The sequence below is a fragment of the Pedobacter sp. Bi27 genome (genome assembly GCF_918698255.1).
Taxonomy (GTDB): domain Bacteria; phylum Bacteroidota; class Bacteroidia; order Sphingobacteriales; family Sphingobacteriaceae; genus Pedobacter.
Genome location: NZ_CAKKMW010000002.1, coordinates 394,359 through 414,914 on the forward strand (window position 1 = coordinate 394,359; position 20,556 = coordinate 414,914).

Below are 20,556 nucleotides of genomic sequence, written 5' to 3' on the forward strand. Positions count from 1 at the left end.
CAGGGCTTAAGATTATTTACCATAGTTCGTGTCTTCACGAACCATAATTTTATTTTTTCATTTCCAATGGAGCCTCTACCAACTTATCTTTTCCGTAAATGAAATCCTTACGTAAATAATCAGCAGGTACAATCGGTCCATCTAAGTAAATTGCCTCTTTTGGACAAGCTTCTTCACATAATCCACAGAAAATGCAACGCAACATATTGATTTCGTAAGTTGCTGCATATTTTTCTTCGCGGTATAAATCTTTCTCCTCAGGTTTGCGTTCAGCGGCAATCATGGTAATGGCTTCAGCAGGACAAGATAAAGCGCATAAACCACATGCGGTACAACGTTCTTTACCATTCTCATCGCGTTTTAGCGAGTGCATCCCTCTAAAGTTGGTGGAGAATTCGCGCTCTACTTCAGGATATCTTATAGTAGCCTCTTTTTTAAATAAGTGACTGATGGTAATGCCCATACCTTTAGCAATTGCCGGCAGGTACATCCGCTCCATAAAGCTCAATGGCTTTTGTTCCAGTACTTTTTTCTTATTACTTAATGATTCCATAATTAAAACTTCTCAATAATCGCAATCACAACACCTGTTATTATAATATTGGCAATAGCCAAAGGTATTAAACCTTTCCAACCTAAATTCATCAATTGATCGTAACGGAAACGAGGGATTGTCCAACGTACCCACATGAAGAAAAAGATGAAAGCACATATTTTGCCGAAGAAAACTGCTGTACCAAAAAGTGGTGCCCAGGTTGGGCCTAACCACACCGCCATCGAATCCATGCCAGGGTAATTATAACCACCCCAATATAAAGCCGCCATTACTGCTGATGATACGAACATATTGATATATTCAGCAAATAGGTAAAAACCTAATTTCATTGAAGAATATTCGGTATGGTAACCACCGATTAATTCCGTTTCGCATTCAGGTAAATCGAATGGCGCACGGTTGGTTTCGGCAAATGAACAGACCATAAAGATTAGGAATCCAAGTGGCTGATATAAAACATTCCATCTCCAGCCATGTTGCTGATCAACAATTTCTTTTAAGCTTAAGGTATTCGTCATTAAAAGCAAAGCGATGATCGATAATCCCATTGCAATTTCATAACTGATGTTCTGCGAAGCTGCACGGATCGCACTTAACAAAGAGTATTTGTTGTTTGAGGCCCATCCCCCAATCATTACGCCATAAACACCCAGAGAAACGACTCCAAAAATATATAGAACTCCAACATTGATATCCGAAACCTGTAAAGGAATAGTTTTGCCTGCAATTAAAACAGGACTGCCCCACGGGATAACCGCCGTACCTATACAGGCACAAAGCAATGCCAAACCCGGGCCAGCGATAAATAAAAATCTGTTTGATGAGGTAGGAATAATTTCCTCTTTCATAAACATTTTTAATCCATCGGCCAATGGTTGTAAAATACCAAAGGGGCCAGCTCTATCAGGGCCTAAACGATCTTGTAAATATGCGGCAACTTTACGTTCTGCATAAGTAGAATACATGGCAATAACTAAACTGATGCCGAAAATTACAGCTACCAGGATAAATTTTTCTATAACAAAAGCGCTATCCATTAGTATTTAACTGTTTTATGTAATTCAATTTCATTTGCAGCTTGTAATGCCTCATTTGGCTGAATAACATGCAAAGGTTTTAATGTTTCGTAGTGATTAGATGCAATTACCGAAGTATCATCAATGTGTGTTGGATGTTCAATTACCCAATCAGCAGTTGCTTTTTTATCAAAGCGGCAAGTATTGCAAATAAATTCTTCTACTTCTCCAAACTGATCTTTACGTGCAGTAACACGTAAAACATCTGCTCCTTTATACCAAAGTGTTACTTTACCGTTGCATTTTTCGTGATCGCAATCGCGGTGTGCATCAACTGGTTTGGTAAACCAAACACGGTTTTTGAAACGGAAAGTTTTATCTGTTAAAGCACCTACTGGGCAAACATCGATTACGTTTCCAGAGAAATCGTTATCAACAGCCTGGGTGATGTAAGTAGAAATTTCGGAGTGGTCGCCACGGTTCAAGATACCATGAACACGTTTGTTTGTAATCTGATCAGCCGTGAAAACACAACGGTAGCACAAAATACAACGATTCATGTGCAACTGGATTTTATCACCTATATCAATACGCTCAAAAGTACGGCGTTCAAACTCATAACGTGTTTTTTGCAAACCGTGTTCATAACCTAAGTTCTGAAGATCACATTCCCCTGCCTGATCGCAAACAGGGCAATCTAAGGGGTGATTAATCAATAAGATCTCTACAACACCTGCACGTGCTTCCAAAACTTCTGGTGAAGTAATGTTAAGCACTTCCATCCCATCCATTACGGTTGTGCGGCAAGAAGCCACCAATTTAGGCATTGGGCGAGGATCTTTCTCCGAACCTTTAGTCACTTTTACAATACAGGTACGGCATTTACCGCCACTGCCTTGTAATTTAGAATAATAGCACATTGCTGGCGGAACAATATCCCCTCCTATCTGCCTTGCAGCATTCAGAATGGTTGTTCCGTTATCCACCTCTACTGTTATCCCATCTATCGTAACCTTAACTTTTTCACTCATGGTTAATGATATTCTTTTTATTTTTTATACTTCTACCGTCATTGCGAGGTACGAAGCAATCTTTTTTACAATTTATTATTTCTCTTTCGAGATTTTATAACCAATTTCTTTTCTTGGCTTTTCTTTCTGTTCCAGTAGCTCATCAAAATACCTGAATATGACTTCAATATTTTTATCCTGATTATCTACTTTCTTTTTAATCTTTTCTACTTCTAGTCTTATTTCTGTATTACTTAAAACCATCGTTCTAAGCTGTACAAACACATCAATAATTTTAATACTTACTTCTACCGCCTGTTTACTTTTTAAAACGTTTGATAGTTGTAAAATACCATGTTCGCTAAATGCAAACGGAAGATACTTTGAATATTTTCCTTGTTCTAAGGTCACAAATTGCGACCTTAGAACTTCATTTTCTTCTTTCGTCAGTTCAAACATAAAGTGCTCTGGAAAACGCTCTATATTTCTTCTAACTTGTTCTTTTAATCTTTTAGTATCAACGCCAAAGAGCGCTGCCAAATCAGAATCTAACATCACCTTCACTCCTCTAAAAAGATATATTTTATTAACTATTACTTCGTTGGGGATGATTACGGGTGATATTTCTTCTTTCATTTACATATTCATTGTGTTAAGTTCTTTTCCTAAGGTCGCAAAATGCGACCTTAGGATTTTAGTATCACAAACCGTAATACTAAATATTTATTTCTCTTCCGTTACCGGAGCTTTTTCAATCGGTGTTGCATAATTTGCAATACCATAATTTTGGCTCTGACTCTTAACAGGTTCTTTAATGTGCCATTCAAATTCATCTCTAAAGTGACGGATTGCGCTGGCTACAGGCCAAGCCGCTGCATCACCCAGCGGACAGATTGTATTCCCTTCAATTTTACGTTGAATGTCCCACAATAAATCAACATCTTCCATTTTACCATGGCCGTGCTCGATTTTGTGTAACACTTTTTCCATCCATCCCGTACCTTCGCGGCAAGGTGAACACTGTCCACAGCTTTCGTGGTGATAAAAACGGGCAAAATTCCAGGTATTTCTAACAATGCACTGATCTTCATCAAAAGCGATAAAACCACCTGAACCCATCATGGTTCCTGTAGCAAACCCACCTTCTGATAACGATTCGTAACTCATTAAACGAGGTTCGCCGTTAGCGTATTTCAGGGTTAAATTAGCAGGTAAAATAGGCACCGATGATCCGCCTGCAACCGTTGCCTTTAAACGTTTACCATTGGCAATACCGCCACAATACTCGTCAGAATAAATAAATTCTTCTACTGGCAAACCCAATTCGATTTCGTAAACACCTGGTTTTACTAAATTACCTGACGCAGATATCAATTTTGTACCTGTACTTCTACCGATACCAATCTTCGCATATTCATCACCCCCATCGTTGATAATCGGTACCACTGCAGCAATAGATTCAACATTGTTAACCACTGTAGGGCAACCATATAACCCTGCAATTGCCGGGAATGGTGGTTTAATCCGTGGATTACCCCTTTTACCTTCAAGCGATTCTAACAAAGCAGTTTCTTCACCACAAATGTAAGCGCCACCGCCCGGCTGAACATATAATTCTAAATCGTAACCTGTTCCTAAAATGTTTTTACCCAACCATCCTGCAGCTTTAGCTTCCGCAATTGCTTTTTCTAAAATGCGGATCTGAGGCATCATCTCGCCACGTACATAGATATAAGAAACCTTGGCACCCAATGCGAAACTCGATACAATCATTCCCTCAATTAATGCATGGGGAATATAAGTCATCAAATAACGGTCTTTAAAAGTTCCCGGCTCTGATTCATCAGCATTACACACCAAATAACGTGCAACACCCTCTGGTTTAGCCAAAAAGCTCCATTTCATCCCTGTAGGGAAACCCGCGCCTCCGCGACCGCGTAAGCCCGATTTCTTAACTTCTTCAACAATCTCTTCAGGTGTTAAAGTTTTAAGGGCTTTTTCCACAGCACGGTACCCGCCTTTTTGGCGATAGACTTCAAGTGTATTGATGCCCGGTACGTTTATATGCTCAAGTAACAGTTTTCGAGACATTTTAATTAGTCTAGCGTCTGTAGTCCATAGTCCATAGTCATGAGTCAAAACGACTCTCGACTTAAGACTTTCGACTTAGGACTTATTTTTCAAATCTTCAATCAATTTATCTACACTTGCTTCGGTAAGGTTTTCGTAGAAAGTATATTCCGGGCTAATTTGCAATACCGGACCGAAACCACAGGCGGCTAAACATTCAACTCCTCTAAAGCTGAATAAACCATCGGCAGTAACTTCACCTTCTTTAACACCTAACTTGTTTTCCAAGTGGCTTAATATTTTTTCGGCACCAACCAGGCAACAAGGGCCGGTACGGCAAACCTCTAAAGCATACTTACCTTGTGGTTTTAAAAAGTACATGGTATAAAATGTTGCCACCTCATATACTTCAATTGGCTGAATATTTAAATATTCAGCTACTTTATCCATCGCTGGTGTACTTACCCAAAGGTATTCGGCCTGTACCAAGTGCAATAATGGCAACAAAGCTGATTTGTGCTTACCTTCAGGATAACGGCTTTTTACATCATCAAATTTGGCCAGCAATTCTGATGAAAACACTACAGGTGTTTGTTCTTCTACTTTAAGCATCTAATTCTCCTGCAATAATATTCATACTACTCATGTTGATAATGGCATCAGACAATAACATGCCCTCGCTCATTGGTGCAAACATCTGGTAGTTTACAAAACTTGGTCTGCGGAAGTGTAAACGGTACGGTGTACGGCCTCCATCATTAATCAGATAGAATCCTAACTCGCCATTTCCGCCTTCCACAGCGTGATAAACTTCTGCTTTTGGCGCATCAATTTCACCCATCACAATTTTGAAGTGATAAATCAATGCTTCCATATTGTTGTAAACTTCTTGTTTTGGAGGGAGGTAAAATTCAGGAACATCGGCATGAAAAATACCTTTTGGCTCTGTTTTTAACTTCACAAGCGCCTGTTCGATAATGCGGACACTTTGCCACATCTCTTCATTACGCACTAAATACCTGTCGTAAATATCGCCACTTGTACCTACCGGAACTTCAAAGTCGAAATCCTGATATGAAGAATATGGATCGCTTACACGCACATCGTAATCTACACCGGTAGCACGCAAAAGCGGTCCAGTCCAGCTATATTCTAAAGCAGCTTCTTTAGTTACTTCTGCAACACCAGCCGTTCTATCAATAAAAATACGGTTACGTGTTAACAGATTTTCGAACTCTTTTAACGCTTTAGGGAATTCTTTTAAAAACTTATCGATTTTAGCAAAGGCGATATCATTGAAATCCCTTTCAAACCCACCAATACGGCCAATATTTGTGGTTAAACGTGCACCACAAACTTCTTCGAAGATCTCGTAAATATGCTCACGGAACTGAAATAGGTATAAGAAAGTGGTGGTCGCTCCTGTATCCTGGCCAATAATCGTGTTACAGATAATGTGATCGGAAATACGCGAAAGTTCCATAATGATTACTCGAAGATAATCTACACGTTTCGGCATCTGAATATTTAACAACTTCTCAACCGTCATGTGCCATCCCATATTGTTAATAGGCGACGAGCAATAGTTTAAACGGTCGGTAAGTGGTGTAATTTGATAAAATGGGCGATGCTCGGCAATCTTTTCGAAAGCACGGTGGATATACCCAATGGTAGAAACGCCGCTTACAATACGTTCGCCATCTAATTGCAAAACGTTTTGAAAAACGCCGTGGGTTGCAGGGTGCGTTGGGCCTAAGTTTAAGGTTACCAGCTCACTTTGCGGGTCGTTATCTGTAAATACCGGATGGTTATGATTCATAGTTTACCTTCCAAAAAATTCGTCTTTTTTATCTACTCTGTTCGGATCTTCCAATGGATATTGTTTCAACATTGGGTGAACACCTAAATCATCCATATTTAAAATACGGCGTAAATCAGGGTGGCCTTCAAATTTAACCCCGAATAGATCGTAAGTTTCGCGTTCCATCCAGTTGGCACCTTTCCAAACAGTTGTTGCTGTAAGGATAGTTGGATTTTGTTCTGAAATGAAAACCTTAATCCTTATCCTAACTTTCTCGACCATGTTGTGCAAATGGTAAACCACTGCAATACCATGATCTTTACCAGGATAATGAACTGCAGTAATGTCAGTAAGGAAATTGAATTTTAATTCTTCTTTAAGATGTGAAAGCACATTGATGATCACATCTTTATAAGTTACAAAGGTTAGTAAACCATAAGGCTCAGAAACGGCGGTAACTTTTTCGCCAAACTTTTCAGTCAGCTTAACGGTGATATCGTTATTTATTGTCGTTTCTTCCATTATTTAATGCCGTATTGACCTAAAAGTTCTTTGTAATAATCAGAATTTCTTCTTCTGCCCGACTCGTTTTTCACTAAATCCTGAATACGTTGAAAACCATCTAAAATGGCTTCAGGTCTTGGCGGACAACCCGGAACGTAAACATCCACCGGAATAACCTCATCAATACCTTGCAATACGGAATAAGTATCGAAAATACCACCACTACTTGCACAGGCACCAACAGCCATTACCCAACGTGGCTCTGCCATTTGGATATAAACCTGTTTTAATACCGGGGCCATCTTTTTAGCGATAGTTCCCATAACCATTAAAACATCAGCCTGACGGGGAGAAAAACTTAAACGTTCGGCACCGAAACGACCAAGATCGTAGTGAGAACCCATGGTTGCCATAAACTCGATTCCACAACAAGAAGTTGCGAAAGGTAAAGGCCATAATGAATTTGAGCGGGCCAAACCAATCACTTTATCAAAAGAAGTGGCGAAAAAGCCAGATCCTTCTATTCCTGGAGGCGCATCAACTATATTAATTTCACTCATGTTTATAAACAAAAAATGCTCATCCCTTTGCAGAATGAGCAACAAATTTACAATATTTTAAAGGCAAACAAACTAGCTTTACTCGATTTAGAACCTTTCTAAATAACTAAAACAGCTATAAGTTAGTGTAAGTGATACACATTCGGTTTGCAGTTGGCAATTTTCTGCTTACAGTTCTTAAACCGAGAACTATTAACTGCCGATTGTGAGCTGAGAACTGTCAATACACTAGTTCCAGTCTAAAACTTTTTTCTTGATTACGTAGATGAAACCTAACAATAATGTACCCATGAAAATGAACATTTCAATCATTCCATCCATCCGTAATGTACGGAAATTAACTGCCCAGGGATACATAAAGATAACCTCTACATCGAACAGTACAAATAAGATGGCTACTACGAAATATTTGATAGAGAAAGGCTGACGTGCATTACCTACTGATTTAATACCGGCCTCAAAAGTTTCTAATTTATCACTTGTTTTGCGTTTTGGCCCTAAAAAGTGGGTAGCAACCAATGTGGTTACCACAAAACCTAAAGCAACAATTACTTGAAATATAATTGGTAAAAAATCTATAGCCGAACTCTGCGCTTGCATATTATTTATTTTATGTTGCAAAAGTAAAAGAAAAAGGCAGAGTAACCAAACTCTGCCTTTTCTAAATTATTTAACTTTCGAATTATTTGCCTTTACCTTTTGGAGCTGGAGCCGCTAATTCTTTTAGTTTAGCTGCAGCAAAAGTTCCGGTAGGATAAACAGCTACACTTTTGTTAAAATATTCTTTAGCTTTTTCTTTGTCTTTGTAGTAATAATAACCACCAATAGTATCATAAGCTTCAGAAAGTTTTTTAGCATTTGCTGTAGCCAATTCTGGTTTTTCAGTTATCTTTTTGATATACTCCTCATAAAAAGGAAGCATCAAACCTTTAGGTTCTTTTTCATCATCCAGTAAACTGTTAATACGAGCTCTTGTTAAATATGCATCATAAGTTTCAGGAGCAAGTTGTGTCACTTTAGCAATTGATGAGTCAGCCCTTACTAAGATATCTTTTGAAGGATTTTGTTTTGCAGTTAATTTGCCTGCGTAATCAAAATAATTCGCCATTGCATTATAGTAATAGTTATATAATGCTCCTTTTCCGTTAGGGTTAGCTTTTATAGCTTTCTCATAAATCTCAGCCGATTTAGCATATTTTTTTGCATCGTAGAAACTTTTAGCCACTTCAGCCAATGCATCAGCATTTGTCGAATCCTTTTCTACAGCTTTAGTAATATTAATTAATGCTAAACTATCTTGACCAGCTTTTAATTGAGCTTTACCTAAATATAAATAATCGAAAGCAAGAATTTTATTTGGATCTTTCTCTTTAGAGAAAAAATCATTCATGCTCGTAAGCGCAGCAGGATAGTTTTTATTCTCATAAGCTGCCCAACCTTTCATCCTGGATACAATTGCACTTTTAGGATCATTAGCAGGGGCCTGTATAGTTGTTGCTACCTGCTCCAAGGTAGGAAAATCTTTTGCATAGAATAAGAATTGAGCATAACGCAATTGAGATTCTAAAGATTTATCCGTTAAATCCATGTATTTTTTGTAGTTCTCAATCGCTTTTTTTGCTTTTTCTTTATCTGTACCAAAGCTACTCCACTGTAAATATAACTCACCTAACTCGCGGTAAGCGGGGCCATAGTTTGCATCAGCAGCAATTACATCTTGTAATTCTTTTTCACCTTCTGGAAAAGCCCTAGACTCTTTGTACATTTTACCAATCTGTGTTTTGGCTCTTCTGTTGTTTGGATCTACATCACCAACACGCATATAAGGGCCTAATGCCTCTGAATTTTTCTTCTGTAAAGCGTAAGCATCGCCTTGTGCCAAGAAAACTTCTGCATCCTTATCTTTAGAATCTAACTCATCTGCTTTGGTAATGTTTGCTAAAGCGTTGGTAAAATCAGGTTTAGATACATCATCACTTGGTTTATCCTGTGCTAAATAGGCTTTACCGATATACAAATAAGTTTTGTAATCTTTCGGCGCCAAAGCTACTGCCTTGTCGAAATTAGTTTTAGCAGAACTTGGGTTATTAGATAACATATCTGCTTCACCTAAACCGATTAAGTTTAAGTTGTTTTTTGGATCAGCGGTAATACCTTTGGTAAATACGGCTCTAGCAGAGTCGATATAACCGGTTTTTAAGTAAACCAAACCAAGATTGTAATAGTTATTACCATCTGATGCTTTTGAGCTCACCAACGATTTAAGCATTGATGACGCTTTCTGATACTGCTCCGCGTCGATGGCTTTTTTCGCGTCATTTAAATCTTGAGCAAAAACTGCAGAACCCATCAACACCAAACCTACATTTAAGGTTATTGCTTTCTTTAAAATTTTCATCGGATATTCTGTTTTTTTATTTAATAAAAATGAAGTGTCTCTTTAGATTTACTTCGTGGTTCAATTTATAATTTTTAATTTAATTCCCTTTTGTCAGGTTAATTTGTCTTGGCATTAATTTATGCGGGCCAAGTCCAGATTTAAGTACAATCAATTGTCCCCTCTGACTTCTTAACCATGTTGCAAATCCTGTGCCTAAACCATCTCTTCCCTCGCAATCTATAATATTTATATTTCTTAAGAAAGGATAAACACCGTTGATCAAGTTATCTTGAGTTGGTTTATAGAACTGATCGTCTCCTACCTTGCCTTTTACATTCTTTACGCCCAGCACTTTTATCCGAGAAAGGTATTCGCTCATCTCTGTATCCTTGTCAGTGATCCAATTCACGCCCAAAATACCAATAAAATCTTTATCTTCTGCAATAAGTTTAATTACTTCTTTGCTAGAATTTTTGGAGTAAACACCCGTGGCTGGAAATTGGCTGATATGGGCCAACTCTTTAAAATATTGAAAGGTACTTGAATAAGCGTTATCAAAGACCAATTTTTTATCTGATTTCTTCCCCTGTAATATATCAATCACCTCTTTAACGTTAATTGTACTATCGATATTGCCCTGATTGGTAATTAAAGCAATACCATCAATGGCAAAACGCGAAGAGTTGATTTTAATATTACGCTGGTTATAATACTTTTCTTCTGCTTTGGTTAATAACCTTGGCAAAACAATTACCCTTATACTATCATTAAGAAAGGCAGGCAATAATTTTTCTTCAGGTTTTACCATTGTCTGAAATTTTGCATCCGGATAATCCAAACTAAAAATATCGATCTGATCCTGAACAATCGGTCCAACACTTTCATCAACCAATATTTTTAGGGTACCGCTTGTTCTGGTTTCTTTAACTGCATTGGCTTTATTCTTACGTTTGCAGGATACAAGTAAAGCTAGTACACAAAATATTAAAAGGAAATTTTTCATTGAAATGATTAATCGCGCCTTCCAAGGCTTAAAAGTCTTACAAATGCATAAATAATTAGGAAGATACCGATTGCGATGCGGCCCCATTGTGGAATAGTGCTTAAGCGCAGGGCAATTGGTTCGTAAAATATAAATGCGAAGCCCAATACCACATAGAAAACGAACATGACAAGGCCTAAAATGAGCAAAAACCGCTGTTTAGGCGATTTTTGCTTAAAAATATCAAAATTTAACATCTACTATTAGTTCAATGTAAAGTTAACGTTGATGTTGTATTTTACCCTTACCGGCTTACCATTTTGGATACCAGGGTTCCAACGTGGACTAGCTTTCAATACACGGATGGCTTCTTCATCAGTTCCGCTACCCAAACCACGGGTAACAGTGATATCAGTTAATTTACCATCTTTTTCAACAACGAAAGATAAAAATACTTTACCTTGAACGTTGTTTTCTTGTGCCATCGGCGGGTACTTTATTGCTTTACTTAAGTATCCATAAAACTTAGAGATACCTCCTGGGAATTCTGGTTGTTTCTCGATACTAACAAAGTCGTAAACTTTATTATCATCAACCGCAACAGCAGCTTCTCTTTTTGGTCCTTCACCTACTGGTTCAGCGATAACAATATCAGCTGTTGGATCACCTTTGATATCTCTCTGACCTGGATCAGCTTCCTTCAACTTTTCAACCGTAGGTGGTTCATCACGAACCTCGATATCTGGTTTTACAATTGGAGGTGGCATTTTCACCTGGTCAACTTTTGGTGGAGGTGGCTCTACCGGTGGTGGTGGCGGTGTTTTAGGATCTACTGGTGGTGGTGGCGCTAAAATTACTTCTTGTGCTTTTAATTGCTCATCTTCATGATCCATTGAGCCTTTAATCAGGCTATAGATTTTAGGAGAGAAAAATAACACAATAAATATAATAGAGCCGATAATTAATGCTTTTGAGGTGTTGGCACCATTGCTTTTACGCAATTGATACGCACCGTAGGTTTTGTTTTTATCCGCAAAAACCACTTCAAGCCATTCTTTTCTGAATATATCTAACTTCGACATAACTATTGGTTTTACTGATTATAAAATTCCTTTTTCTTTCATGAACTGCTTCTCATTATCAAGGATGTTATCATCGTCGATCTGACGAACCTTAACTTTAAGAATTTCCAACTCATCCATGATGTCTACAAAGTTTTGGAATGTAGAACCTGATGTTGGTTTTACCAGTACAACAAAGTCTCCAGCAACGCCTGAGGCATCAGCTGCTTTTCTATTTTTAACAATAGCATCTTCGATTTGTGAACCAGATTCTATAGTTGGTGCGCTTTCGCCAGCTACTCCCATGTACCATGCTACCTTATTGCTTTTACCCAACAAAATAGTCATTGTTTTACTTGCTTTCAGCTCCAATCTGTTCTCAGGTAACTTTTCGTTTTTATCTGGCTTTGCAATATCCATCGCTTGAGGCGTAGAGATTACTGTTGTTAAGATAAAGAATGTTACCAAAAGAAACATTAGATCCACCATCGGAGTCATATCAACCCTTGGGGTGGCTTTCTTCCCGCCTGTGTTTAATTCTGCCATTTCTTATTTCTTTTTAGCTTCAGAGTTGGTAACCAATAAAAACTTGTTTACACTTTGTTTCTGAAGTACATCAATAATCTTTTTAACTACCGGATATTCTTCTTTTGCATCACCTTTAATACTGATACGCATATCCTGATTATTAATCTCTTTAGTTGCTTTACGGGCATTTAATACCCATGCATTTAACTGATTGTCAGTCGAATCTGAAGGTATGCCAGGTTGTACCCCTGGTTTCATACGGTCAGCACCGTTCAAGGCAATAAGAGATTTTAAACTCTGGATCGGCACACCGAAACTCCCGATATTGGAGAAACGTTGTATTTCTAACGGAGTGAACGATATTTTATACTGTTCGCCCATTAGTTCTAATGTTTTCGCTCTCACTTTTGTACCTGCTACTTCGAAGAAAACTTTACCCTGCCCGATGGTTAATATCGCATTGTTTTCTACCGGCACCTTAAACTCATATGTAGATGAAGGTGTAGAAACGGCTAGTGGTTCTGGTTGCCTCGCTGTAGCAGTTAAGATGAAGAAAGTAAGTAACAATGACGCCACATCACACATGGCGGTCATATCGGTTACTGTACTTGTTCTTTTAACTTTAATTCTAGGCATAATATTTTTTACTAGTTTTAATAATGATGATCTTTTTTCCGGTTTTCCATAAAGCCGGTAAAAATTTTTTCAAAATTCTTATTTATGCGAACTAGCGTATGTTTGAACGATGCTGAAACCAGCCTCATCGATAGCGTAAGTTAACTTGTCGATTTTAGAAGTTAATACGTTATACATGATAATTGCCACAGTAGAAACCAAGATACCTGTTGCAGTGTTGATCAATGCCTCAGAGATACCTACCGCTAATGCTGACTGATCTGGTGCACCAGAGTTTGCTAAACCGGCGAATGCACGGATCATACCTGTTACTGTACCCAATAAACCTACTAATGTACCAATTGAGACCAAAGTTGCAATTACAGTTAAGTTTTGCTCTAACATTGGCATTTCTAAAGCTGTAGCTTCTTCAACCTCTTTTTGGATTGCAACGATTGATTGCTCAACATCCATATTGGTATCTGCTTCAACTTCACTGTATTTTTTCAAGCCAGATTTAATTACGTTAGCAACTGAACCTTCTTGTTTATCACACTCAGCTTTTGCTGCTTCGATGTTGCCTGCGCTTAATAAACCCTGTACTTTGCGAATGAAAGTGTCTAAGCTAGATTTTCCACTTGCTTTACCAATAACGATGAAACGTTCGATAGAGAATACAATTACTACTAATAGTAATCCAACTAAGATCGCTACGATAGGACCTCCTTTGTAAGCTGTTCCAAGATAGTTACCAGGTAATGGTAATTTTTCTCTGTCACCATCGATAAAGTTACTTCCTTCTCCGAATACGAATCTCCAAACACAGAATCCAATGATAATACAAATTGGAATAACGAATGTTGCAAATACATTTGAAGCACTAGAAGAGCTCTCTTTTTTAACAGTTGTTGGTTTTGGTGCGTTTGCCATTTTTTTTGAAATTTTAGTTTTAGTTCTTGTTTTTAATTTTTAGCTGTTTTTTTCTTTTGTACTACACTCAACGTTTCATATCCGAAATTGTTGCGAAAAACAAATTTATAAATTGATTTTAAATTACAAATTAATAAATCAATAAGCAATTAAATCGTTACTTAGAATTTAGTTTCGGTAAATCACCTAGGGTGTATAACAAAAAAATTGCCCCAGCCGAGGCAATTCTTTCACAATAAAAACTAAAAAAAAATCGAATTGCAAATTTTTCGCTCAAAAAATGCATTTTAAAGTGCATTTAACATAATTTTAACGCTTCGTGTCTGCTTTTTGGTACTTTTGTCAGTTCGAACTGCTTGAAATTCTCTGTAAAGGCATCCGACAGTTCGTAGGCTTTCAAAAAGTATTCTTCCTGATTGCTCCATGTTTTAGAGGGGTCTAAAATTTCGTCTGGTACGCCAGGACAATTTATTGGCATCATCAATTTAAATACATGATGTTGCTTATATTTATTATGATCCAAGTCTCCATTTAAAGCTGCCGTAATCATCGCTCTGGTATAACTTAATTTCATCCTTTTACCTACGCCGTAAGCTCCACCGCTCCAACCCGTATTTACTAACCATACGTTTACCTGGTGTTTTTCCATCTTCTCGCCCAATAGTGCGGCATACTTAGATGGGTGCAATGGCAGGAAGGCTTTACCAAAGCAAGCCGAAAACGTTAACTGAGGTTCAGTTACCCCTGTTTCTGTTCCTGCAACCTTGGCTGTATATCCGCTCATAAAGTGGAACATCGCCTGTTCTACATTCAATTTTGAAATTGGAGGCAATACGCCAAACGCATCTGCAGTTAAGAAAAAGATATTTTTCGGAACAGCCGCGATTGATGGTAAAATCGCATTGTCAATATAATCTATAGGATAAGCCACGCGGGTATTCTCCGTTTTACTGATATTGCTATAATCAACTTCCTTCGTACCTGGAAAAAAATTAATATTCTCCAGCAAGGAGCCAAATTTGATTGCCTTAAAGATCTGAGGCTCTTTCTCTTCTGTTAAGTCTACGCATTTTGCATAGCAACCGCCTTCGAAATTAAATACAGAATCTTTACCCCAGCCATGTTCATCATCACCGATCAATCCTCTTTCGGGATCGGCAGATAAGGTGGTTTTTCCCGTTCCTGACAAGCCGAAGAATATAGCAGTATCACCATTTTTACCCACATTGGCCGAACAGTGCATGGATAGCGTATTCTTATATACTGGCAGGATAAAGTTTAAAACAGAAAAAATTCCTTTTTTAATTTCGCCGGTATAGCCAGTTCCCCCAATCAAAATCATTTTCCTGGTAAAATTGATGATGGAGAAGTTTTCCTGTCTGGTTCCGTCAATAGCCGGCTCGGCCAAGAAACCTGGTGCAGCAATGATGGTCCACTCTGGCGTGGCCCCCAAACGATCTTCTTCAGGGCGGATAAACAAATGATGAGCAAAAAGATTCTGATAAGCAGTTTCTGTAATTACCCGAATGGATATATCGTAATCCGGATTGGCACAGGCTGAAGAATCGCGGACATAGATTTTCTTATCTTCAAGGTAATTTGTTAGCTTATAAAACAGCTGATCGAATTTCTCCGGAGAAATTTTAATGTTTACATCGCCCCACCAAACCTGATCTTCGGTTACCTCGTCGCATACAATAAAACGGTCTTTAGGAGAACGTCCGGTAAACTTTCCGGTATCAACCGCCAGCGCTCCTGAAGCAGCCAGCGTACCTTCTTTATTTAATAAGGCATCATCAATTAATTCCGTTGGAGATAATTGGTACTTTACAGCAATGTTTCCACCTAGATTTAAATAGCTTAAATCTGGCGTTTGCAGTTTCTTTTTGCTCATAACAATAAGTTAGTTAGTACAGCAAAGGTAAATACTTATCTTCCACAAAAACTAGTTTTGAAGCGTAATTTTTTACATATTGTAGCAAATACACTATTATGTAAACATTTTATTTACAGATATTTACACTCATTTTTACAAGGTAAAAAAAATTAAAAAATTACACTAAGTAAAATCTGTTAAATGGTTTTAGCTGGTTTAAACTTTTAATTGATAAGGCTTTAAGCGCTTATAAATCTTACATACTATTTGGAAATGAATTAAAGATCATACTTTTATGCAGTAACATGATCAATAATGAACTGGGAAATACTTAGAAAAAAGATATATTATATTGACGGCTCCTTAAGGGATATCTATGTTAAAGATACAAGCATGGAAGATTGGGAAAAATGGATAGACCTCATCAATACCAGATATAAAGTGAAATTTTATAATGCATTCTCGGGTGAAATTGAAGGCCATATTAATAAAAGCATTGTATTTGATTATTGGAATGGAAAAACCGACGTACTTAATAATGTTACTATATATTTAGGAGATATTCTAGTTAAATGCTATTTCTTTGGTGGCGATGAAATTGAAAATGATATTACCCCTACGGAAATTAATTCGATAGAAGACCATAACAGGTTAGTAGATTATTTAAAAGATGTTTCTGCCTGCTTAGGCAAAGAAGTTATGCTAACTCCAGAAAATTATTCGGAAGAAGACAAGAAATTAATTATTGTTAATAAAAACGGAATTGAGCTTGATTTTTCAGATCATCCCATTGGAGGCAAATATTGAATATTAAAAAAATGACAGGCAACAATAGCTTAAAAAGCTTATCCATTGTCTCGTTAACAATATTATTATGGTTATTAATCTGGAATATAGTTCCAATAATACAGGTCAGAATGCAGTTGGTTAGCGATTTTATCCCTAGCAGTATTATTTATGACTCCGCAAAACCGTATATATACATCAGTTCTGTTTTGGTTTTTGCTAACATTATAGCATTTCTATTATTCTTTCTTAAGAAATATTTACCAGTGATTATTTTGGGTAGTATTGCTTTTTGCATTCATGGAGCATATATTTTTTTGAATTAATTATTTCATTTACCACTTCGCCTGGCGGGCGCCCCTCAAGAGGAGGGGAATTAGACGCCGGAAAGGTAACCAACTTAAATAGTACCACAACCCAAATTTAACTAAACCTGATAAAAGCGGCAGCTCCCGACCTCACCAACAACAAAACAGCACTACCATCAGGACTATAGCGGTTAGCAGGGCTGCCGTACCCGAAGATTTACGACAGCACCTTTTCTAATATTTAAAACTGCTTACCAACAACCCCACCCTGCAAGCAGCCCTCAAAAAGGGAATGATTTGGTTTCGGGTTCAAAAAATACAGCTATTTCATCTACTTAAACGTTTTAATAGAAATTTCGAAATAAAAATCAAAAAACATTTGCATTTTAAAAAAATAATCTCCTACTTTACGGTGTACAAAGTACACAAAGACAAGATGAATTTTAACACTTCGATTATTACAACGATTATTATTACCACCGGTATAAACCAGCGGGGCTAATTTGTTGTAAATTGAAAAAACATAAAACACAGAAAGCGTCCCGATAAAAATCGGGACGTTTTTTTTTTAAACCCAAGCTGAATGAAACCTGTACGAGCAACCATGAATTATCCGCACAGCATCAAACAGTTAAAACCAATATAGACTAATGAAAGTACTTAAATTCGGCGGCACATCCGTAGGTTCGGCCGAGAACATTAAAACCCTCTTACGCCTGGTTGGCGAAGAAAAACAGAAGAACAGCCCGGTAGTTGTATTATCGGCAATGAGTGGTGTAACCAATTTGCTTACCGATATGGCCGAAATGGCCGAGCGTGGAGAAGATTACGACGCTCATTTAAAAGAAATCGAAGCAAAACACTTTGCTGTAATCCGCTCGCTTTTGCCTGCGGCTGCACAAAACCCTGTGTTTACACGTTTAAAGATCTTTTTTAACGAATTGGAAGACCTGTTACAGGCTGTGGCCAATCTGCGCGAACTGAGTTTGCAGACCAAAGATCAGATTTTGAGTTATGGCGAACGCTGTTCTACCTTTATGATCAGCCATATCGCTTCTCAAAATTTTGGCGATGCGCTTTATGTTAACGGTTCCGACCTGATTAAAACCGACAGCAACTTCGGTCAGGCGAAAGTAGATACCGAATTGACTGAAATGCTGATCAACAATTTTTACCAGGAAAATAAAGACAAAGTACTTTTTGTTACTGGGTTTATAGCGAGCAATGCAGCAGGCAGGGTAACAACTTTAGGCCGTGGTGGCTCTGATTATACCGCAGCGGTATGGGGTGCGGCCTTAAATGCCGAAGAAATAGAGATATGGACGGATGTAAACGGCATGATGACAGCCGATCCACGCATTGTGAAAAAGGCTTTCTCGTTACCGGAATTAAGCTACACCGAAGCCATGGAACTAAGCTATTTTGGGGCGAAAGTGATCTATCCGCCAACCATGATCCCTGCCTTTATGAAGAAAATCCCGATTGTGATCAAAAACACTTTCGAACCTGATTTCGGAGGAACTTATATCAAAAGCGACGTTAAAGCATCGAGTTTACCCATAAAAGGAATTTCCTCTATCGATCATATCAGCATTATTAACCTAACGGGTAGTGGTATGGTAGGTAAGGCAGGCTTTAGCGGAAGATTATTTTCACTACTTTCGCGCGAACAGATCAATGTAGTATTGATTACCCAGTCTTCATCAGAACATAGCATTACTTTCGCTGTTAAACCAACAGATGCTTCACAGGCCATTTCTCTAATCAAAAAAGAGTTCGAACTGGAGTTAGACGCTAAAAAACTAGAACTTCCGGAAGTTGAAAATAACCTTTCAGTTTTGGCCATTGTTGGCGAAAACATGAAACGTACACCAGGTATGAGCGGACGTTTGTTCAGCGCTTTGGGCCGCAACGGTATCAATGTAAGGGCTATTGCTCAGGGATCTTCAGAATATAACATTTCGGTAATCATCAGCAAAGACGATTTATCGAAAGCAGTAAATGCAGTGCACGACGCTTTCTTTACCGACCTGAAAAGAACATTAAACGTTTTCTGCCTGGGCACCGGAAACATTGGCAAAACCTTGTTTAACCAACTGAAAGAACAGATGCCTTTCTTAGCGGCGAATAACGACCTACAGGTTAAGGTAACGGGCATCAGCAATACACGAAAAATGATTTTCAGCCCTGATGGCCTTTCGTTAGAAAATTGGGAAGCAGAATTGAATACAAATGGTGAACAGGCAGATTTAGCGGGTTTTGTTGCCAAAATGAAAGCCCTAAACTTACCAAACTGCGTTTTTGTAGACAACACGGCTGCAGAATCACCAATAGAATTTTATCAGGGCATCTTCGAAAGCAGCATTTCGGTAGTAACGTGCAATAAAAAAGGAAACTCGGCAGATTTTGCCCAGTATAAATCATTTAAAGATACCGCCCGCAAATTTGGTGTAGATTTTTATTATGAAACCAATGTTGGCGCAGGCCTGCCAATCATCCGTACACTGCGCGAGCTGATGATGAGTGGTGATAAGGTAGCGCGGATTGAAGCGATTTTATCAGGAACCATTTCTTACATCTTCAATAATTTTAAAGGTGATGCCGGTTTTTACGAAACTGTGAAGGAAGCGCAAGAACTGGGTTATACTGAACCAGATCCCCGCGACGACTTAAATGGAAAAGATTTTATGCGTAAAATGCTGATCCTTGCCCGTGATGCTGGTTATCCGTTAGAAGCCAGTGATGTAAAAATCGACAATATTTTGCCAGAAGCCTGCTTAAATGCCACATCAGTTGAAGATTTCTATGCTGAATTACAGGCAAATGCAGCATACTTCGAAAATTTAAAGAATACCGCAGCCAACGATGGAAAAGTTTTGCGTTACATCGGCAAGCTTGAAAATGGAAATGTAGAAATCAGCCTGCAAATGGTTGACGACAGTCATCCTTTTTATATGTTATCAGGTAGCGACAACATTATTTCGTTTACTACAGACCGATACAAAACCCGCCCGTTAGTGGTAAAAGGCCCAGGCGCAGGTGCAGAAGTTACCGCCGCCGGAGTTTTTGCGGATATCATTAACGTAGGTACTTTAAATAAGTAGCAAGATGAATTCGGTTTTAGACAAAAAAAACGAGATCCTTCAGCTGGTTAATCAGGCGATGACCGATTTCGAAAATATTTCGGATGAGGCCTGGAATAATAAACTGCAGCCTTTAAAATGGTCTAAGAAAGAACTGTTGGGTCATTTGGTAGATAGTGCAGTTAACAACATCCGTCGTTTGGTTGTTGGACAATACGAACAAGGGGTTAAAATTATTTATCATCAGGATGAATGGGTAAACTACCAAAACTACCAGGAGGCAGCTATTGCGGAAGTTATAATGCTCTGGAAGTTATTAAACCATCAGATTAGCCGGGTAATTGAAAATATTCCAGAGGAAAAGCTTCAAAATACCTGCGACACAGGAAAAGGGAAAATAGAAATGCACACCCTTTCTTTTTTTATCGATGATTACTTAGTGCATTTGAAATATCATTTAAACCAAATAACGCTTAACAAATAGCTAAGC

Annotated in this window: 21 protein-coding genes; 3 read left to right on the forward strand and 18 right to left on the reverse strand. The window is 38.1% G+C overall.

What is annotated here, in order from left to right; genetic code table 11:
• Positions 1-49: 49 nt before the first annotated feature.
• The 18 genes from LQ227_RS07045 to pckA form a co-directional block, all read right to left on the reverse strand.
• Complete coding sequence (locus LQ227_RS07045) at positions 50-553, reverse strand: NADH-quinone oxidoreductase subunit I (protein WP_025146332.1); 504 nt, start codon at positions 551-553, stop codon at positions 50-52.
• Positions 554-555: 2 nt separating this feature from the next.
• On the reverse strand, positions 556-1,593 hold the full coding sequence (gene nuoH, locus LQ227_RS07050) for an NADH-quinone oxidoreductase subunit NuoH (RefSeq protein WP_029274749.1): 1,038 nt from the start codon (positions 1,591-1,593) through the stop codon (positions 556-558).
• Positions 1,593-2,603 (reverse strand): 2Fe-2S iron-sulfur cluster-binding protein, encoded by a 1,011-nt coding sequence (locus tag LQ227_RS07055; RefSeq protein WP_029274750.1) that lies wholly within the window; start codon positions 2,601-2,603, stop codon positions 1,593-1,595. Before LQ227_RS07055 ends, nuoH begins: the two co-directional genes overlap by 1 nt.
• Before the next feature lie 75 nt (positions 2,604-2,678).
• Positions 2,679-3,218 carry an ORF6N domain-containing protein gene (locus LQ227_RS07060; RefSeq protein ID WP_230148854.1) on the reverse strand — a complete coding sequence of 180 codons (540 nt, stop codon included), beginning with the start codon at positions 3,216-3,218 and terminating at the stop codon, positions 2,679-2,681.
• Between the two features lie 87 nt (positions 3,219-3,305).
• Entirely contained in the window at positions 3,306-4,673 is a 1,368-nt protein-coding gene (gene nuoF, locus LQ227_RS07065) for an NADH-quinone oxidoreductase subunit NuoF (RefSeq protein ID WP_057931423.1), read from the reverse strand.
• 75 nt (positions 4,674-4,748) lie between these two features.
• The gene (gene nuoE / locus LQ227_RS07070) at positions 4,749-5,264 is read right to left on the reverse strand and encodes an NAD(P)H-dependent oxidoreductase subunit E (RefSeq protein ID WP_057931424.1); all 516 of its coding nucleotides are present in this window, start codon (positions 5,262-5,264) and stop codon (positions 4,749-4,751) included.
• Positions 5,257-6,471 carry an NADH-quinone oxidoreductase subunit D gene (locus LQ227_RS07075; protein ID WP_230142247.1) on the reverse strand — a complete coding sequence of 405 codons (1,215 nt, stop codon included), beginning with the start codon at positions 6,469-6,471 and terminating at the stop codon, positions 5,257-5,259. The genes nuoE and LQ227_RS07075 overlap by 8 nt, the downstream gene beginning before the upstream one ends.
• 3 nt (positions 6,472-6,474) lie before the next feature.
• Positions 6,475-6,975 (reverse strand): NADH-quinone oxidoreductase subunit C, encoded by a 501-nt coding sequence (locus tag LQ227_RS07080; RefSeq protein WP_230148856.1) that lies wholly within the window; start codon positions 6,973-6,975, stop codon positions 6,475-6,477.
• On the reverse strand, positions 6,975-7,517 hold the full coding sequence (locus LQ227_RS07085) for an NADH-quinone oxidoreductase subunit B (RefSeq protein ID WP_029274757.1): 543 nt from the start codon (positions 7,515-7,517) through the stop codon (positions 6,975-6,977). The genes LQ227_RS07080 and LQ227_RS07085 overlap by 1 nt, the downstream gene beginning before the upstream one ends.
• Before the next feature lie 228 nt (positions 7,518-7,745).
• Entirely contained in the window at positions 7,746-8,117 is a 372-nt protein-coding gene (locus tag LQ227_RS07090) for an NADH-quinone oxidoreductase subunit A (RefSeq protein WP_029274758.1), read from the reverse strand.
• Between the two features lie 82 nt (positions 8,118-8,199).
• Positions 8,200-9,915 (reverse strand): tetratricopeptide repeat protein, encoded by a 1,716-nt coding sequence (locus tag LQ227_RS07095; RefSeq protein WP_230148858.1) that lies wholly within the window; start codon positions 9,913-9,915, stop codon positions 8,200-8,202.
• A gap of 79 nt (positions 9,916-9,994) precedes the next feature.
• A complete protein-coding gene (locus tag LQ227_RS07100; protein WP_230148860.1) occupies positions 9,995-10,900 on the reverse strand; it encodes a PstS family phosphate ABC transporter substrate-binding protein in 906 nt (301 codons plus the stop codon).
• A gap of 8 nt (positions 10,901-10,908) precedes the next feature.
• Entirely contained in the window at positions 10,909-11,136 is a 228-nt protein-coding gene (locus LQ227_RS07105; RefSeq protein WP_029274767.1) for a hypothetical protein, read from the reverse strand.
• Positions 11,137-11,142: 6 nt separating this feature from the next.
• A complete protein-coding gene (locus LQ227_RS07110) occupies positions 11,143-11,961 on the reverse strand; it encodes an energy transducer TonB (RefSeq protein ID WP_215129967.1) in 819 nt (272 codons plus the stop codon).
• An 18-nt stretch (positions 11,962-11,979) separates the two neighbouring features.
• Positions 11,980-12,486 carry a biopolymer transporter ExbD gene (locus tag LQ227_RS07115; RefSeq protein WP_138819651.1) on the reverse strand — a complete coding sequence of 169 codons (507 nt, stop codon included), beginning with the start codon at positions 12,484-12,486 and terminating at the stop codon, positions 11,980-11,982.
• A gap of 3 nt (positions 12,487-12,489) precedes the next feature.
• Positions 12,490-13,104: a biopolymer transporter ExbD gene (locus LQ227_RS07120; protein WP_230148862.1), complete on the reverse strand. Its 615-nt coding sequence runs from the start codon at positions 13,102-13,104 to the stop codon at positions 12,490-12,492.
• Positions 13,105-13,182: 78 nt separating this feature from the next.
• Positions 13,183-14,013, reverse strand: a complete 831-nt coding sequence (locus tag LQ227_RS07125; protein ID WP_057931433.1) for a MotA/TolQ/ExbB proton channel family protein — start codon at positions 14,011-14,013, stop codon at positions 13,183-13,185.
• A 298-nt stretch (positions 14,014-14,311) separates the two neighbouring features.
• On the reverse strand, positions 14,312-15,907 hold the full coding sequence (gene pckA, locus LQ227_RS07130; RefSeq protein WP_230148864.1) for a phosphoenolpyruvate carboxykinase (ATP): 1,596 nt from the start codon (positions 15,905-15,907) through the stop codon (positions 14,312-14,314).
• Between the two features lie 297 nt (positions 15,908-16,204).
• On the opposite strand from pckA, the gene LQ227_RS07135 reads away from it, so the two are divergent.
• The 3 genes from LQ227_RS07135 to LQ227_RS07145 all read left to right on the forward strand — a co-directional run bounded on the left by LQ227_RS07135 (position 16,205) and on the right by LQ227_RS07145 (position 20,550).
• Positions 16,205-16,696, forward strand: coding sequence for a hypothetical protein (locus LQ227_RS07135; RefSeq protein WP_230146637.1), 492 nt, complete (start codon positions 16,205-16,207; stop codon positions 16,694-16,696).
• Between the two features lie 937 nt (positions 16,697-17,633).
• Positions 17,634-20,087 carry a bifunctional aspartate kinase/homoserine dehydrogenase I gene (gene thrA, locus LQ227_RS07140; protein WP_230148866.1) on the forward strand — a complete coding sequence of 818 codons (2,454 nt, stop codon included), beginning with the start codon at positions 17,634-17,636 and terminating at the stop codon, positions 20,085-20,087.
• Between the two features lie 4 nt (positions 20,088-20,091).
• Positions 20,092-20,550, forward strand: coding sequence for a DinB family protein (locus LQ227_RS07145; protein ID WP_230148868.1), 459 nt, complete (start codon positions 20,092-20,094; stop codon positions 20,548-20,550).
• Positions 20,551-20,556 lie beyond the last annotated feature (6 nt).

Excerpts from the sequence above, each read along its gene's own strand:
- LQ227_RS07045 (WP_025146332.1), bottom strand. The coding sequence starts at position 553 with ATGGAATCATTAAGTAATAAGAAAAAAGTACTGGAACAAAAGCCATTG.
- nuoH (WP_029274749.1), bottom strand. The coding sequence starts at position 1,593 with ATGGATAGCGCTTTTGTTATAGAAAAATTTATCCTGGTAGCTGTAATT.
- LQ227_RS07055 (WP_029274750.1), bottom strand. The coding sequence starts at position 2,603 with ATGAGTGAAAAAGTTAAGGTTACGATAGATGGGATAACAGTAGAGGTG.
- LQ227_RS07060 (WP_230148854.1), bottom strand. The coding sequence starts at position 3,218 with ATGAAAGAAGAAATATCACCCGTAATCATCCCCAACGAAGTAATAGTT.
- nuoF (WP_057931423.1), bottom strand. The coding sequence starts at position 4,673 with ATGTCTCGAAAACTGTTACTTGAGCATATAAACGTACCGGGCATCAAT.
- nuoE (WP_057931424.1), bottom strand. The coding sequence starts at position 5,264 with ATGCTTAAAGTAGAAGAACAAACACCTGTAGTGTTTTCATCAGAATTG.
- LQ227_RS07075 (WP_230142247.1), bottom strand. The coding sequence starts at position 6,471 with ATGAATCATAACCATCCGGTATTTACAGATAACGACCCGCAAAGTGAG.
- LQ227_RS07080 (WP_230148856.1), bottom strand. The coding sequence starts at position 6,975 with ATGGAAGAAACGACAATAAATAACGATATCACCGTTAAGCTGACTGAA.
- LQ227_RS07085 (WP_029274757.1), bottom strand. The coding sequence starts at position 7,517 with ATGAGTGAAATTAATATAGTTGATGCGCCTCCAGGAATAGAAGGATCT.
- LQ227_RS07090 (WP_029274758.1), bottom strand. The coding sequence starts at position 8,117 with ATGCAAGCGCAGAGTTCGGCTATAGATTTTTTACCAATTATATTTCAA.
- LQ227_RS07095 (WP_230148858.1), bottom strand. The coding sequence starts at position 9,915 with ATGAAAATTTTAAAGAAAGCAATAACCTTAAATGTAGGTTTGGTGTTG.
- LQ227_RS07100 (WP_230148860.1), bottom strand. The coding sequence starts at position 10,900 with ATGAAAAATTTCCTTTTAATATTTTGTGTACTAGCTTTACTTGTATCC.
- LQ227_RS07105 (WP_029274767.1), bottom strand. The coding sequence starts at position 11,136 with ATGTTAAATTTTGATATTTTTAAGCAAAAATCGCCTAAACAGCGGTTT.
- LQ227_RS07110 (WP_215129967.1), bottom strand. The coding sequence starts at position 11,961 with ATGTCGAAGTTAGATATATTCAGAAAAGAATGGCTTGAAGTGGTTTTT.
- LQ227_RS07115 (WP_138819651.1), bottom strand. The coding sequence starts at position 12,486 with ATGGCAGAATTAAACACAGGCGGGAAGAAAGCCACCCCAAGGGTTGAT.
- LQ227_RS07120 (WP_230148862.1), bottom strand. The coding sequence starts at position 13,104 with ATGCCTAGAATTAAAGTTAAAAGAACAAGTACAGTAACCGATATGACC.
- LQ227_RS07125 (WP_057931433.1), bottom strand. The coding sequence starts at position 14,013 with ATGGCAAACGCACCAAAACCAACAACTGTTAAAAAAGAGAGCTCTTCT.
- pckA (WP_230148864.1), bottom strand. The coding sequence starts at position 15,907 with ATGAGCAAAAAGAAACTGCAAACGCCAGATTTAAGCTATTTAAATCTA.
- LQ227_RS07135 (WP_230146637.1), top strand. The coding sequence starts at position 16,205 with ATGAACTGGGAAATACTTAGAAAAAAGATATATTATATTGACGGCTCC.
- thrA (WP_230148866.1), top strand. The coding sequence starts at position 17,634 with ATGAAAGTACTTAAATTCGGCGGCACATCCGTAGGTTCGGCCGAGAAC.
- LQ227_RS07145 (WP_230148868.1), top strand. The coding sequence starts at position 20,092 with ATGAATTCGGTTTTAGACAAAAAAAACGAGATCCTTCAGCTGGTTAAT.